A 16,108-nucleotide genomic window follows, 5' to 3' on the forward strand; every position below is an offset into this window, starting at 1 on the left:
GCCTGTCTCTCCTTGTGAGGCGCGTGGTTATACCTGAAGCCAGAAAGTCACAGGACCATCATTAACGAGGCTGACTTTCATGTCAGCGGCGAATTGACCCGTTTGCGTTTTTAACCCTGCACGCTGGCAATCCTGACAAAATACCGTGTACAAACGTTCTGCTTCATCAGGCGATGCCCCCGAGAAGCTCGGACGCATTCCCTTTTTTGTGTCGGCAGCCAGGGTAAACTGCGATATCACCAACAATTCACCGCCGTACTGAGACACATTGAGATTCATTTTGCCATTATCGTCTTCAAACACACGATAACCTCTGACTTTATGCGCCAGTTTCGCGGCATCCGCATCGGTATCGCCCTTTTCGACGCCCAGAAGCACCACCAGCCCTTTCCCTATCGCACCGAGGATCTCACCGTCGACAGTGACATTGGCTTCACTCACGCGTTGAATTAGGGCAATCATAAGGCGCCTCCGCTTGATTGATTAAAGGATGGGATGGCTCAGCCAAACCGGCTGACTGATTGTTAACCGCTGGCGAGGTGCCACTTGGCCACCAAGTCTCCGACTCTCTTAAAGTCGCGGTAACTTGTGCGCCGAATAATACAATACACCAGCTAAAATACACCCACACAAACAGAATGGGCACCACGGCCAGAGCGCCGTAAATTAATTGATACGAGGGAAAGTGGGCAACATATAGCGCGAATACTTTTTTACTTAGCTCAAATAGCACACTCGCCACAGCCGCACCGACCAAGGCATGGCGAAGGCGCACGCGAGTATTGGGTACCAGGGTATATAATCCCATAAAGGTGAGCGTGGTTAAAAGAAAAGGCAGGATTCGGAGTAAGGTGGTAAACAAATCATTCGCCAGCCCTGTCTGTAATAACGACAAAGACGTTAAGTAAGAGCTCAGCGCGATGCTAGTACCAATCAAAATAGGCCCTAACGTGAGCACCATCCAATAGATTGAGAACGCAATCATCATCGGCCGTTTGGTCTGAATTTTAAACGTGTGGTTCAAACTTTTGTCGATCGCCGAGATCAGCATAATCGCGACCACAAACAAAAAACTAACCCCAACAGCGGTCATCTTACCGGCGTTAGCAACAAATTGGTTGAGATAGCGTGCCACCACCTCACCGGCGGCGGGAACAAAATTATTGATCACAAATGTTTGTAAGGTATCACCCACTTGAGAAAATCCCGGGAAACTCGAAAAAGCAGACAACACGACAGTGACTAAGGGGACCAAAGAAAGCAGCGTGACATACGCCATATAACCGGCACTCACCGTGAGCCTGTCTTCGCCCATACGCTGCCACAAATGCGTGAGCATCGCTTTCAACCAATTACGGCTGTCATGCCACGTTTTCTGATTTAGCGTCCCAATTATGCGCATCCTTCCACCTTTATCTTGTGCCCGTTTTACGCGTAATGAGTGTACATGATTTACTTCTCGCTCGCTGCGATCAAAAAAAGGCACCTAACGGTGCCTTTAATCTTGGGACAGAATCTGGTGACTCAGTCACATGATGATATAACGCGATTAACCTTTACGACCAGCGCGCTTGCGGTCTGTCTCAGTCAACAGCTTTTTACGAATACGGATGCTTTCTGGCGTAACTTCAACCAGCTCATCGTCATCAATAAACTCAAGCGCTTGCTCCAAGGTATACTTGATCGCTGGGCTCAATACCTGCGCCTCATCGGTACCCGAGGCACGCACGTTAGTCAATTGCTTACCTTTCAGACAGTTAACCGTCAAGTCATTGGCGCGGTTATGAATACCGATAACTTGACCTTCGTACACTTCATCACCGTGTTCAGCAAACAAGCGACCACGGCCTTGTAGGTTAAACAAGGCATAAGTCAGTGCCTTACCTGCGGCGTTTGAGATCAATACACCGTTGATACGTTGGCCAATATCACCCCCTTTGAATTTACCGTAATGGTCAAAGGTATGATAAATCAGGCCCGAACCAGAGGTCAGGGTTAAGAACTCGGTTTGGAAACCAATTAAACCCCGTGATGGCATCACAAAGTCCATGCGTACACGGCCTTTACCGTCTGGGAGCATGTTGCTCAGCTCGCCTTTACGCAGACCGATGCTTTCCATAACGCCACCTTGGTGCTCTTCGAGCACGTCAATGGTCACGGTTTCAAACGGTTCAAATTTCTCACCGTTTTCTTCTTTGATGATCACTTCAGGGCGAGATACGGCAAGCTCAAAGCCTTCGCGACGCATATTCTCGATAAGGATCGACAAGTGCAATTCGCCACGACCTGATACACGGAATTTATCCGGGTTCTCGGTCTCTTCAACACGCAGCGCCACGTTGTGGACCAGCTCTTTTTGCAAACGCTCAAGGATATTACGTGACGTCACGTACTTACCTTCTAGGCCGGCGAACGGCGAGGTATTGACTTGGAACGTCATGGTCACAGTTGGCTCATCAACGGTCAGTGCGGGGAGCGCTTCAACGTTGCTTGGATCACAGATGGTGTCTGAAATCTTTAGCTCGCCCAGACCCGTAATAGCAATAATGTCGCCCGCTGAGGCTTCATCGACATCAGTACGGTCAAGGCCGAGGTAACCCAAGACGCTACCTACCTTACCATTGCGCTTGCTGCCATCGGCACTGATGATGGTCACTTGCTGGTTCGGTTTCACCGAGCCACGCGTAATTCGACCCACGCCGATAACACCGACATAGGCGTTATAATCAAGCTGAGACACCTGCATTTGCAATGGCGTAGTAATGTCGACGTCAGGCGCATCGACGTTGTCCACGATCGCGTTGAACAACGGCTCCATATCGTCGCCTTCGGTCCCTTCATCTAGGCTCGCCCAACCGTTTAGCGCTGATGCGTAAACCACTTGGAAGTCTAACTGTTCGTCCGTGGCACCCAAGGTGTCAAACAGATCGAAAACTTGGTCCATCACCCAGTCAGGGCGTGCACCCGGACGGTCAATTTTGTTGATAACCAAAATCGGCTTCAGGCCGTGAGCGAAGGCTTTTTGGGTCACAAAGCGGGTTTGTGGCATCGGACCATCAACGGCATCAACCACCAATAAGACCGAATCAACCATCGACATGATACGCTCAACTTCACCACCGAAATCGGCGTGCCCTGGGGTATCAACGATGTTAATTCGATAATCATTCCAGTTAATGGCGGTGTTTTTCGCCAAAATGGTGATGCCACGCTCTTTCTCAATATCATTTGAGTCCATGACACGCTCTTCCACCTCACCGCGGGAAGCCAGCGTACCGGATTGCTGAAGCAGCTTATCCACTAGCGTGGTTTTACCGTGGTCAACGTGGGCAATAATGGCGATATTTCTTAATTTATCTGTTTGTATTTTGGTCATGGACTCTCTTTTTCACTCGTTAGACGCGGCGCGTGTCGAACCTGACACGCTGAGACAGCGTATACTAGCACGACGGGGCCACCATCTGATTAAAAAAACGGCCGTAATGTACCAGATTTTGTCGCAAAACCCACCTTATTCTGTGAATCAGCTCACCATCAAAGTGGCTTGACTGCTGTCTAGTTGGTCATTTGTTAAGCAAATACAAGGATTCACCGGTCTTCGAGCAAACATGAATTTTTAAAGACGGCCCACACTCTCAATACCGATTGTCTGCTAAAAAGAAGAGGGGGATGGGGTTGCACCCATGTCGTGCACAAACATCTGCACCACCTTCGCCCCTTGCACTATGATTGAGCATGTGCGCACAATAATGGTGCAACCCGCTCTCGTTTGACGAGCACTGAGCGGCATTTTTACCCGCCGAGCCTGCTATGGCGTGGTTTTAAATTGTTGGCACAGTTTTCGCTTTGTCATGCAGCAAGGAGCCAATTCGCTATTTACCTAATTTGACACCGGAGGTTATTTCACATGTCAGTAGAAAATGTGCTCGCACTTATTCAAGAAAACGAGGTGAAATTCATCGACCTGCGCTTTACCGATACCAAAGGCAAAGAGCAGCATGTTTCCATCCCCTCTCATCAAGTGGACGATGACTTCTTTGAAGAAGGCAAAATGTTTGATGGTTCATCCGTGGCGGGCTGGAAAGGGATCAACGAATCAGACATGGTCATGATGCCAGATGCAAGTTCGGCCGTGCTTGATCCCTTTACCGAAGAAAGCACCTTGAATATTCGCTGTGATATTCTAGAGCCGTCTACCATGCAAGGGTATGATCGTGACCCACGTTCCATTGCTAAACGCGCTGAAGATTTCATGCGCTCAACGGGGATCGCAGATACCGTTCTAATTGGGCCTGAACCCGAGTTTTTCCTCTTTGATGACGTGAAATTCGCCACCGATATGGCCGGCTCTTTTTACAAAATCGATGACGTCGAAGCGAGCTGGAACTCAGGCACCGCACTGGAAGGCGGTAACAAAGGCCACCGTCCAGGCGTTAAAGGTGGCTATTTCCCGGTTGCACCGGTCGATTCGTCACAAGATATTCGCTCGGCCATGTCATTGGTCATGGAAGAGATGGGCTTAGTGGTTGAAGCGCACCACCATGAAGTGGCAACGGCTGGCCAAAACGAAATTGCGACCCGCTTTAACACCTTGACCACTAAAGCGGACGAAATTCAGATCTATAAATATGTGGTGCACAACGTCGCACACGCCTTTGGTAAGACGGCGACCTTTATGCCGAAACCACTGGTGGGCGATAATGGCTCAGGCATGCACGTTCACCAATCACTGGCCAAAGATGGTCAAAACCTCTTTGCAGGTGATAAATACGGTGGCCTATCTGAAACAGCACTTTATTACATTGGTGGTGTGATTAAGCACGCACGGGCCATTAACGCCTTTGCCAACGCGTCAACCAACTCGTATAAGCGCCTGGTTCCTGGGTTTGAAGCGCCGGTCATGCTGGCTTATTCTGCGCGTAACCGCTCTGCGTCAATTCGTATCCCAGTGGTGCCTAGCCCGAAAGCGCGCCGTATTGAGCTCCGTTTTGCCGATCCAACCGCGAACCCTTATTTGTGCTTTGCTTCGATGCTGATGGCCGGCCTTGACGGTATCAAAAACAAGATTCATCCAGGCGATGCCATGGACAAAGACTTGTATGATCTCCCGGCTGAAGAAGCGGCAGAAATTCCGACGGTAGCGGAGTCCCTTAAAGAGGCTCTACAGGCGCTGGATGCTGACCGCGAATTCTTGACCGCAGGTGGCGTGTTCTCAGACGACTTTATCGACTCATACATCAAACTGAAAAGCGAAGATGTTGAGCGTATTCAAATGACAACGCACCCAGTTGAGTTTGAGCTTTACTACTCGGTGTAACGACTCGTCACGCTGAACATTTAAAATGTAGCCCACCTCGCAGGTGGGCTTTTTTATGCTTGGCGACTGTATGTACCCACTTACAATGCTCCGCAGGGGATCACGCAAACCTAGGGGGCTGTGATGCGTGAGTTAGGTGCTCGTTGGCGAGGAGCTCTTTCGCGAGGAGCTCTTTTACTAGGCGCTATGTTACTGACATTGGCTTTTAGCAGCCATGCCGGCATGCTCTATCAGTGGACCGATGACAACGGCCAGGTGCATTTTAGCGACCAACCTCCGGCGCGCCCGCACCACGTTAGGCCGTATGCATCCCTAACGTCTTCGCCCTCTCTCTACGATGCCTCTTCGTCTTCGACTGAGCAGCCTGCGCCAGCCCTGACACCACCCAAATCGGTGACACTCACCCTTGTATCGCCCAATGATGGCGCAACATTACGCAGTAATCCCGGCGAGCTATCCGTGACAGCCACGGTGTCACCGCTCTCCATCCCCGCCGAGCAAACACGGCTCGTCTTAGACGGCCAGCCCGTTGCGTCTCCCCCAACCATTAGCTTAAACGCATCACAGCGACAGCTGGATTGGCGGCTGGCGCCCATTGATCGTGGCACCCATCAGATTCAAGTCCAATACCTCGAAAGCGGCAAGGTAATTGCATCCTCATCGATACATCACGTGTATTTACACCGCGCGCACGTTAATCAACGCCATCGACGCCAAGATTAACCGACCACGGCACCTAAACCATCACAAACTCAGTGGTACCGGCTGCATCATGCAAGGATCTCGATTACACTCAATGCACCAAACTAGTGCAAACAAGGACGCGACACGGATGACGCCAGCTCAACTGTTTGATCATCTGCTTACCGCCATCATTGTGGTAGACAGCCAATGGCGTATTGAATACGTTAATGCAGCAGCAGAACAGCTAATGCATCAAAGTGCTAGGCGCTTGCGCCAGCAACCCCTCACACAGCAAATTCAGCATGCCAGTGTTGACTGGGCGCACATAGCCAGCGCCACTCAGGCAGGGCAAAGTTTAACGGATAGTGATGTCACTTGGGTGGTTGATGGACAACCACAAAAAGTACAACTCAGTGCAAGCCCCTTATTTGACGCCGAGGATGAGGGCCGTCTGTTACTTGAAGTCAACGTCGTGAGCCAGCAACAAAGGATCAGCAAGGAGCTGACCCAAAAAGCGCAACAACAAGCAGCAAAAGAACTGGTGCGTGGCTTGGCTCATGAAATAAAAAACCCGCTAGGCGGATTGCGCGGGGCGGCACAGCTACTGGAAAAAATGCTACCCGATGCCAGCCTCGCGGAGTATACCCAAATCATTATCGAGCAAGCGGACCGCTTAAGAAATTTAGTCGACCGCTTGCTTGGACCGCAGCGCCCGGGATTACGCCAACGGCAAAATATACACGTGGTCTTGGAGAAAGTCCGTCAACTGGTCAGCCTTGATCATCATGACGGGGTGCATATTGTGCGCGACTATGATCCCAGTTTGCCTGATTTTGATATGGATCCAGAGCAGCTTGAGCAGGCGATCCTCAACGTCGTCACCAATGCCGCCGACGCGGTGAGTGGCCAAGAGGATGCACGCCTCACACTGCGCACCCGCACCGGTTTTCAAACCGTGATTCATGGTCAACGCCATCGTGTCGTGGCCCAGATAGAAATCATCGACAATGGCCCAGGTATCGCCCCTCACTTACAAGATACCTTGTTCTATCCGATGGTCACCAGCAAAGCGGATGGTAACGGACTCGGACTGGCCATTACCCACCACTTAATCGATCAACACCAGGGCAAAATTGAAGTGAATAGCTGGCCGGGCCATACCTGCTTCACTATCCAATTACCCATTATTGAAAAGGATAGACCGCATGAGTAAAGGGACCATTTGGGTCGTGGATGATGACAGCTCGATTCGTTGGGTGATGGAGCGAACACTGAGTGCCGCGGGCCTCACGTGCGATACATTTTGCGATGCTGAAAGTGTAATGAGTGCGTTGCACGAGCGCACCCCCGACGTTTTAGTGTCAGACATTCGCATGCCAGGCAGCGATGGGCTTGCTCTGCTCAATGTGGTGCAAGCACAACACCCAGGCTTACCCGTCATTATCATGACCGCCCACTCTGATTTAGATGCCGCGGTTAATGCCTATAAAGAAGGCGCGTTTGAGTACCTGCCAAAACCTTTCGATATTGACGAAGCCTTAGCCTTGGTTGAGCGCGCGTTAGCCCACGTTAAAGAACAGCAAAAGCAGCAAACGGCGACGCAACCACAAGCACAAACGCCAGAAATCATTGGCGAAGCCCCGGCGATGCAAGAAGTGTTTCGCGCCATCGGTCGGTTATCGCGCTCATCCATTTCGGTGTTAATCAACGGTGAGTCCGGCACCGGCAAGGAGTTAGTCGCCCAAGCGCTTCACCGCCATAGTCCGCGTTCAGAGCAAGCCTTTATTGCCCTGAACATGGCAGCAATCCCAAAAGATTTGATCGAGTCAGAGCTGTTTGGGCATGAGAAAGGCGCATTTACCGGAGCCAATGCCGTTCGCCAAGGACGGTTTGAGCAAGCCAATGGCGGCACCTTATTTTTAGATGAAATTGGTGACATGCCGTTGGATGTGCAAACGCGTTTGCTACGCGTGCTCGCCGATGGTCAATTCTATCGCGTGGGTGGCCACGCAGCCGTCGATGTGGATGTCCGTATTATTGCCGCGACCCACCAAGATTTAGAGCGCCTTGTCACCAATGGTACATTCCGAGAGGACTTATTCCATCGCTTAAATGTGATTCGCGTCCACCTTCCATCACTCAAGGACAGGCGCCAGGACATCCCGCAACTGTGCCAACACTTTTTGGCCCGCGCGGCTAAAGAGTTAGATGTCGAGGCCAAACAACTTCACCCGGACACCGAAGCCATGATGAGTCAGCTTCCGTGGCCTGGCAATGTGCGTCAGCTGGAAAACACCTGCCGCTGGCTCACGGTGATGGCCAGCAGTAAAGAAGTACTCCCCGGTGATTTACCGCGCGAATTGGTCAATCAGCCATTGTCTGTGACCGACAGTGAAGCGAAAGACTGGCAGGATGCACTCACTCAATGGGCTCAGGACGCAATCACTCAGGGGCAGCATGGCATTTTGCAACAAGCATTGCCTAACGTGGAGCGAATACTCCTACAATCAGCGTTGCAACATACTCATGGGCATAAGCAAGAAGCCGCGAAAATTTTAGGATGGGGACGTAATACACTGACACGCAAGCTGAAAGAGCTTAATATTGAGCACTAACGCAATATTAAAACTAACACAATTTGAACCTCTGCTAAATTTAAGTAAAGAGATTGAAGTAAAAACCGTTGATCGTGTTAACTTCAATGGTGTTTAGTTGATGAGAAAAGTGATGTTGTTGTTCTGATGAGAAACATGCGCCCATTGTCGATTCGAGCCGCTGTAATGCTCCCCGTGTTTCTCGTGCTCACGTTCACCTTGATTGTGATCATTCTGACCATTAACAACCACTACCGCACCAGCTCTCAGTTTGTCGGTAAGTTACTGCTGGACGATTACTCTCAAGGGATTGAATTAGACTTACGCCAGTATCTTCAGCACCCGTTTAACGCCAACGTATTTGTCGCTGAGCGTCTCGCCGCTCGCCTCCAAGCCGCCCCCATCAACAATAAAGGCTTGCGAGACTATTTACTCAGTAGTCACACGTCGCTTTATCAAGCCATGCCATACATGCAAGTGCTCAGCATTGGCGTTGATGCGAACGGCGATTATTTTGGCTATCGCAAAAATCAAGCAGGCCAGTCGATTTTGATGGAGCGAAGTGATGCCACACAAGGCGCATTACGCATCTTCGACGGTCGAACGTTAAACGCCAATATTGTTTACCAAGACAGCCACTATGATCCTCGTGTTCGCCCCTGGTATATTCCAGCCTTTAACCGCGAACAACCACGCTGGACCGATATATACCTCGATGCTGATGAAATCGGCGAAGTATCACTCTCTGCCATTGCGCCCGTGCAGGTTAGTGGCGAGGTCTGGGGGGTGGTCGCCAGCGATATCAAGCTGAACGCCTTTAATCGCTTTCTCAGTGAGCGCCAGCAAAAACTCGGCGGCGCGCTTTTTATTGTCGATGACGAAGGCAGGATGATCGCCCATAGCGGCAACAGCAGTCCTAGCAACATTTTACACTTCCCTAATATCACCAATAACTCAGTACTCAACGCCACCATCAATGAGATATCGGCTGATTGGCCTCCTGAACCTGAAAAGCTCGGCAAATCGTTTCATTTCGACATCCATGAAAAACAGGGTCACTTCTATGGCACCGTCAAAAAAATCGCCTTACCGCCGCCTTTTCAGCATCAATGGTATGTGGTGGCCGCCCTGCCTGATCAGCTGCTTCTCGAAAGCTTGTTAAGCCAACAAGAAATCAGTATTTATTTAGTGATCGCAATATCGGTAATTGGCTTGGTGATTGTTTATTTAATTATTCGCCAACTCACTCGGCCCTTGCGTGACACCGCAGAGGCGGCGGCAAAGCTCGCCTCAGGCAATCTCACCTATCGAATTAACACCCCTGCCAACCTGCGGGAGATTGCGATATTAAAAGACGCGTTTAATAACATGTCCGGCAAAATGCAAGAGTCATTCAACCGCTTACGTCAGCAAGTCCGCCAAGATAACTTAACCCAGTTGTATACGCGCGAAGGCTTGATCGAACAAGCCGCCGGGCTGCGTTATCGGTCACCGAATACCTTGGCGATTTTAGGGGTCAATGGCTTTCGAGATATTAACGATAGCCTAGGTCAAGACGGCGGTGATGTGCTGCTATGTGCCATCGCACAACGATTAACAGATTTAGCCGATGGCTCCAGTATGCTAATCGCACGCGTTCGCGGTGATGAATTTGCAGTCCTGGCGCCCCACACCACTAACCGAACCCAGTCAGAAGCGCTAGTGAGTCAACTACTGAGTCTGTTTAACCGCCCAGTCACTATCGGTAACGACGATGTCCTGGTGGATGCTTGTGCCGGGGTGGTGTTCGGTTATACCTACGGGGATGCCATTCATGAAAGCCTCCAACACGCAGGGTTGGCTCTCAGTGAAGCCAAGCGCAGTGATGCGGCGATGTATGTCTATTTTGAAGCCAGTATGCAAGCTCGGGTGCAAGAACAGTCTCGGCTCCTGCTTGAGCTTCATCATGCCGTTCAGCATCATGAATTCGTCGTGTTCTATCAACCTTTCGTGCGCTTAAGCGATGGCTATTTCTGTGGCGCAGAAGCCTTAGTGCGCTGGGAAAGCCCCAGCCGTGGCATGGTGTCCCCAGCAGAGTTCATTCCGGTCGCCGAACAAAGCGGTTTAATCAACCAAATCGGCATGCAAGTGCTTGAACAAGCCGCTTTTGATACGGTCGCACAAATTGAAGCCGGACGATGGCCTGCCCATTTCCAATTACATGTCAACTTATCAGCACGACAGTTATTATCGGCTGACTTTATCGACAAGTTGGAGCAAGTGCTCACACGCACACAACTTCCGCCCGAGAATTTAACCTTAGAGATCACTGAGTCACAGTTGATGAGCCATGAGCATCTCGCGACCTCTGGGCTCACTAAAATCCGCGCCCTTGGGATTAAAATTGCGATTGACGACTTTGGTACGGGCTATTCTTCATTGGCCTATTTACATCAGATGGCTTTCGATAGCCTAAAAATCGACCGTAGCTTCGTCCATTCGATGACCGAAAACAGCACCAACCAAAGGATCATTGAAGCCGTGGTTGCCATGACCCGAGGCATGGATGTCCACTTGGTCGCTGAAGGCATTGAAACCAAAGAAGAGGCGGCTAGGTTACGTGAAATTGGTTGCCATTATGCGCAAGGGTTCTTGTTCGCCAGGCCCCTACCCTTGGCCGAACAACCAACAGAACGGGTAACGGATAAATTGCCAACGCGATAAGGCTCACGTCCTACGCGCTTCGACAGCTGACGCATGGCGCCACAGTCGCTATACTGAGCGCCAACTCACCGGCTGGGAACCAACGATGATGAGACACGATTTTCCTTTAACGGACCTACACCGTCACCTCGATGGCAACATCCGCATCAATACGATTTTAGAGCTTGGTCAGCAGTTTTCGATGCCGCTGCCGGCACATGACATTGAAAGCCTGCGCCCCCATGTACAGGTGGTTGATACCGCGCCTGATTTGGTCGCGTTTCTCTCAAAACTTGATTGGGGTGTGGCAGTACTCGGGGATCTCGACGCGGTACGGCGCGTGGCGTATGAAAACGTCGAGGATGCCCTAAATGCACACATCGACTATGCCGAACTACGATTTTCGCCCTACTACATGGCGATGAAACATCAACTGCCCCTCGAAGGCGTGGTGGAAGCCGTCGTCGATGGCGTGCAGGCCGGCAGCCGTGACTTTGGCGTGAAAACCAACCTGATTGGCATCATGAGCCGTACTTTCGGCACCCAAGCCTGTATGGCCGAGTTGGATGCACTACTGACACAGAAATCGCAACTGGTTGCCATCGATTTAGCCGGTGACGAACTGGGGCAGCCCGGAGACCAATTCACCGAACATTTTGCCAAAGTTCGAGCCAGTGATTTGCAAGTGACGGTTCACGCTGGTGAGGCTGCGGGCGCTGAGAGTATGTGGCAGGCGATTAACGAGCTAGGCGCGACCCGTATTGGCCATGGCGTGAAAGCGATTGAAGACCCCGCTTTAATGGACTATTTAGCCAAGCACCGTATCGGGATTGAATCCTGCCTAACCTCGAATATTCAGACCAGTACCATTGCTGATCTCGCACAGCATCCGGTGCGCCAATTCCTCGACCACGGTATTCTGGCATCGTTAAATACCGACGATCCAGCCGTGGAAGGCATCGAGCTGCCCTATGAATATGAAGTCGCGGCCCCAGCCGCGGGCTTAACCGCTACACAAATCAACACACTACAAGAAAATGGCCTAACCATTGCCTTCTTGTCTGACCATGAGAAAGCGGCGCTAATAGCCAAAGCTGCGGCCCGCTAATGGGCTGTGGGTGTTATAAAAAAACCGCCATTTGGCGGTTTTTTTGTTTAAATCACCCGTGAGAACTGTTGTTGTCGCGCCCTATCCCGTAAATAAATATCAAAACTCATACAGATATTACGGATCAGCATCCGACCGGTTTTGGTCACGCTGATGGTCTGGTCGGTAACACGGACCAAATCGTCGTCAATAAAACACTGTAGCAACTTGAGATCGTCAGCAAAGTAACGGTCAAAATCAATCTGATAACGTGCGGCGATCACCGCCTTCTCAAGGGTAAAGTTACACATCAAGGCTTTAATCACATCGCGGCGAATACGATCATCGCGCTCCAACATGACGCCTTTAAATAAGGCATGTCGCTCCGCATCCACTTGGTGATAATACCGCTTCATCTCTTTTTGATTTTGCGCGTAACAATCACCAATCATCGAAATCGCCGACACACCCAATCCTAATAAGTCACAGTCACCCTGGGTGGTGTAGCCTTGAAAATTACGATGCAAGCGTCCCTCACGTTGCGCAACCGCCAGCTCATCATCGGGCAACGCAAAGTGGTCCATACCAATAAATTGGTACCCCGCCGCCGTTAGCGTGTTAATGGTTTCTTGCAGCATGGTGAGCTTGGCGTCGGGTGACGGTAAGGCATTCTCGTCTATTTTCCGCTGGGCGGCGAATAAATTAGGTAAATGGGCATAGTTAAACACTGATAGCCGCCCAGGGCGCATGGTGAGCACTTGCTCTAGCGTGTTGGCAAATCCCTCGGGTGTTTGGCTGGGTAAACCATAAATCAAATCAAGATTGGTGGAGCGAAAGCCAAGCTCTCGCGCACGTGCAACCAATGCGTGAATAAAGTCTTCATCTTGCTCTCGGTTGACCAGCTGCTGCACTTTTTTATCAAAGTCCTGCACGCCAATACTGATGCGATTAAACCCTTCACTGCGCAGATGATCGAGCATATCCAGCGGGATTTCACGTGGGTCCACCTCGATACTGATTTCCGCATCGTCTTCAAACTGGAACTCTTGGCGCAGTAACCCCATTAGACGCGAGATCTGTGCTTTGGTGAGAAAGGTGGGTGTACCGCCTCCCCAGTGCAATTGAGTAACCCGACGGGCGCCCAGTAAGAATGCACGCTGGCGAATTTCATGTTCCAAGGCATCCAGATACTCATCCGCCTTATGTTGATGCCGGGTCACCACTTTGTTGCAGCCGCAGTAATAGCAGAGCTTGTGACAAAATGGGATATGCACATACAACGACAACGGCCGCTCAGGATACTGGCTACATGCCATATCAAATTCCGCAGGCGTAAATGCCTCATGGAATTCAAGCGCGGTGGGGTACGAGGTATAGCGGGGCCCTGAATAATTATACTTATTGATCAAGGCTTGATCCCAAATGATTTGTGGTGATGACATGGCTTACATTCCGCAAAGGCGCTTAGGAAAGGAGAACAAAGTGTAGTGTGCCACAGCCTTAAGTCAGGTGTTTAGCACTACCCGCATTGATATGGTGAAAGTGTCGGCGAGATCGATTTTCGCCTAATAATTATAAGGGTATTGTGCCAAAATAATAAAGGAATGCCGCTGCGAGCAGCCGCATTCCAAGCAGGTACACTTAGTGGGTCAAAATATGATCAGGGATATGCCGGCCACCCGTAAAGGCCAAAATCTCGGCCAACTCGGCTTTTATCGCCTGCTCGAGTCGCGCTTCATGCTTGGCACGATCAAAGTCCAACCGCATCCGTTCGTTCTTTTTAAGGGTTTTCCTGGCATCACCTCGTGGGGTGTCTTTGACCGCCTCGTAAAGTTCAAATAACGCAGGGTAGCGGCTATCAAATTCAACCCGCTTTTCCCCTTGGAGGTGATCCATAATCATATAAAGACGAATCGCCGCCTCGGACAAATCACATTGATCTTTCAAGGCTGCGAACGCAATCACATCAACGCTTTCAATGATTTTATCATTCCGCTTTTTTATCGCCGCCTCTTCCATCTCCGCTTGCAGCGCCGTCTGCCGCTTGAGTCTTGCCAGCAAAGTCCCGGCGTATACCGATAACGCTAAAATAATCAGCGCGCCTAGTCCTGCTAGTATCCAGATCCCGTCCTGCACCTGCTACTCCTCTTTAATCGTTCTGTTGCTCAAATTTGGCAAGCAGATCGCTTTCATCATCCTCCGGTGTATCCTCGTCGCTCAGCAACCCTAGCTTATCCATCAGCACTTCAATGCGATCGAGTTTTTCATCGACATAGTTTTGCAGCCCTGCCCCGAGCTTTTCACCGTTTTCGATGCGATCGAGTAAGACATTCAGTTGCGGGTCTTGCTCGAGCTTTTCCAGCTCTTGCGCAGGGGTCAACGTGGATTGTTTCGGTTTCGCAGCTTCAGGCCCCAATGGAATCGGTTTTTTACTGCCAATCCGTGGGTCTTTCTTGCCGCCGCGACGATGCGTTTGCACATCACTTTCTTCAGAATGACGCGATCCTGCTTTTTTTCCTTTCCGTTTTTTCTGCTTTTTCAGCATGCGAGCAATTCGATCTTGCTCGGTCTGGTTTTTATCTACGTATTGCGCCGGGCCTTCCGATCCTGTGCGGCGCGTTTTCTTTTTACGCGTCATAACAATGGTTTCCTCATTAATATTACATCGTTGCCCAAAAAGGTCAGTTCGAAGCCAGCTTGAGCAGCTAGAAATTGAAACGTTTGGCGGCTAAAAAAGCTGACATGAGTCAGGTCATTCTTATAGTGCCAGCGTGAAAATGCCGCTGGATCCTGGACCAGCTTGGTCATGATCCCCAGATACCCACCCGGCTTTAGCATGGATAGCCATTGTGTCCACTGCTCGGCGGGGTGATAAAAGTGCTCAATCGCTTCGGTGCAGGTGATAAAATCGTAACCACGCGCCAACACCTGTGTATCAGGGGCATAGAAGGGATCATAGCAGGCGATTGAATGTCCCGCGTCACGCAGCATGTTTGCAAGCACCGGCCCCGGACCACAACCAAAATCTAGGCCGTTGCGTGGCGATTCAGCTAACCGCGCAAGTAACGGGGTGGCCAACCGCGATAAGAAGCGCTGATAACCCGCATCATCAGGATGATTTTGGTGCAAGTCATAAATGGCTTTCTCATCGTGCGGTGCCAGCAGTGCCTGGCGATCAATAAACACCAAATCACAACGCGTACATTGAAAATAGGCGCGGCGCTTATCGGTATGGTAAGGGTGAGTCTGGGTATGCTCACATAAAGGGCAGTGCTGCATGTTATTCGTCTATGCCAAAAGCTGGCGCGAATGTAGCAGAAAGTGGGTCAATAAAAAAGCGACAGGCATAATGCCTGTCGCGGTATCGCCTTGGCGATATAAGCGGGTGTCGTCCGTCCTGGTACGTCTTTCATCCCTGCTCAATAGCGTTTTACGCCTTGGTTTTAACATCCTGTTAGTGTGGTTGGCTTACCTGCCTAACGGTCGCATCCTGCGTCCTTGTCGTCATAACATCCACATCACATCCTGTGCGAGACTATCCTTGCATGCCGACCTTGGCGAGTTCACATCCTGTGGCAACACCTTACTGGTGTGAAAAGCTTTCCTTAGCCGGTTGGCCTATTCTTGGCGTCAACGTCCGGTTGATGATGATAGCGTATCCTAATCACTTAATTTGCCTAGCATGCCAAACAAAAAAATCCTGTTTAAAAAAGAAATGTGCGCATTAAGTGATTGAATATATAG

The 16,108-nt window shown here is 50.5% G+C and carries 13 protein-coding genes; 6 read left to right on the forward strand and 7 right to left on the reverse strand.

Going from position 1 to position 16,108, the window contains the following annotated elements:
* Positions 1–27: 27 nt before the first annotated feature.
* From dtd to typA, 3 genes are all read right to left on the reverse strand, one after another.
* Positions 28–462, reverse strand: coding sequence for a D-aminoacyl-tRNA deacylase (gene dtd / locus BZG75_RS13150; protein ID WP_077577226.1), 435 nt, complete (start codon positions 460–462; stop codon positions 28–30).
* Positions 434–1,402: a virulence factor BrkB family protein gene (locus BZG75_RS13155; RefSeq protein ID WP_077577227.1), complete on the reverse strand. Its 969-nt coding sequence runs from the start codon at positions 1,400–1,402 to the stop codon at positions 434–436. Before BZG75_RS13155 ends, dtd begins: the two co-directional genes overlap by 29 nt.
* A 147-nt stretch (positions 1,403–1,549) precedes the next feature.
* The gene (gene typA, locus BZG75_RS13160) at positions 1,550–3,376 is read right to left on the reverse strand and encodes a translational GTPase TypA (protein ID WP_077577228.1); all 1,827 of its coding nucleotides are present in this window, start codon (positions 3,374–3,376) and stop codon (positions 1,550–1,552) included.
* A 531-nt stretch (positions 3,377–3,907) separates the two neighbouring features.
* Between typA and glnA the strand changes: the two genes are divergently transcribed.
* The 6 genes from glnA (at position 3,908) to add (ending at position 12,385) form a co-directional block, all read left to right on the forward strand.
* A complete protein-coding gene (gene glnA / locus BZG75_RS13165; protein WP_077461674.1) occupies positions 3,908–5,317 on the forward strand; it encodes a glutamate--ammonia ligase in 1,410 nt (469 codons plus the stop codon).
* 186 nt (positions 5,318–5,503) lie between these two features.
* On the forward strand, positions 5,504–6,040 hold the full coding sequence (locus tag BZG75_RS13170; RefSeq protein ID WP_158009993.1) for a DUF4124 domain-containing protein: 537 nt from the start codon (positions 5,504–5,506) through the stop codon (positions 6,038–6,040).
* A gap of 109 nt (positions 6,041–6,149) precedes the next feature.
* Positions 6,150–7,214: a nitrogen regulation protein NR(II) gene (gene glnL / locus BZG75_RS13175; protein ID WP_077577229.1), complete on the forward strand. Its 1,065-nt coding sequence runs from the start codon at positions 6,150–6,152 to the stop codon at positions 7,212–7,214.
* Positions 7,207–8,616, forward strand: a complete 1,410-nt coding sequence (gene glnG / locus BZG75_RS13180) for a nitrogen regulation protein NR(I) (RefSeq protein ID WP_077461677.1) — start codon at positions 7,207–7,209, stop codon at positions 8,614–8,616. The genes glnL and glnG overlap by 8 nt, the downstream gene beginning before the upstream one ends.
* Positions 8,617–8,751: 135 nt before the next feature.
* Positions 8,752–11,298, forward strand: a complete 2,547-nt coding sequence (locus BZG75_RS13185) for a bifunctional diguanylate cyclase/phosphodiesterase (RefSeq protein ID WP_198532350.1) — start codon at positions 8,752–8,754, stop codon at positions 11,296–11,298.
* A gap of 85 nt (positions 11,299–11,383) precedes the next feature.
* Positions 11,384–12,385, forward strand: a complete 1,002-nt coding sequence (add, locus tag BZG75_RS13190; protein ID WP_077461679.1) for an adenosine deaminase — start codon at positions 11,384–11,386, stop codon at positions 12,383–12,385.
* A gap of 47 nt (positions 12,386–12,432) precedes the next feature.
* Here the strand turns inward: add and hemN are convergent, their stop codons facing one another.
* The 4 genes from hemN to BZG75_RS13210 form a co-directional block, all read right to left on the reverse strand.
* A complete protein-coding gene (hemN, locus tag BZG75_RS13195) occupies positions 12,433–13,806 on the reverse strand; it encodes an oxygen-independent coproporphyrinogen III oxidase (protein ID WP_077577230.1) in 1,374 nt (457 codons plus the stop codon).
* 199 nt (positions 13,807–14,005) lie between these two features.
* Entirely contained in the window at positions 14,006–14,500 is a 495-nt protein-coding gene (locus BZG75_RS13200) for a DUF2489 domain-containing protein (RefSeq protein WP_077461681.1), read from the reverse strand.
* Between the two features lie 13 nt (positions 14,501–14,513).
* Positions 14,514–15,002, reverse strand: coding sequence for a Der GTPase-activating protein YihI (gene yihI / locus BZG75_RS13205; RefSeq protein WP_077461682.1), 489 nt, complete (start codon positions 15,000–15,002; stop codon positions 14,514–14,516).
* Positions 14,999–15,643: a class I SAM-dependent methyltransferase gene (locus BZG75_RS13210; protein WP_077577231.1), complete on the reverse strand. Its 645-nt coding sequence runs from the start codon at positions 15,641–15,643 to the stop codon at positions 14,999–15,001. Before BZG75_RS13210 ends, yihI begins: the two co-directional genes overlap by 4 nt.
* Positions 15,644–16,108 lie beyond the last annotated feature (465 nt).

The organism is Salinivibrio sp. AR640, from assembly GCF_001995405.1.
Lineage (GTDB): Bacteria > Pseudomonadota > Gammaproteobacteria > Enterobacterales > Vibrionaceae > Salinivibrio > Salinivibrio costicola.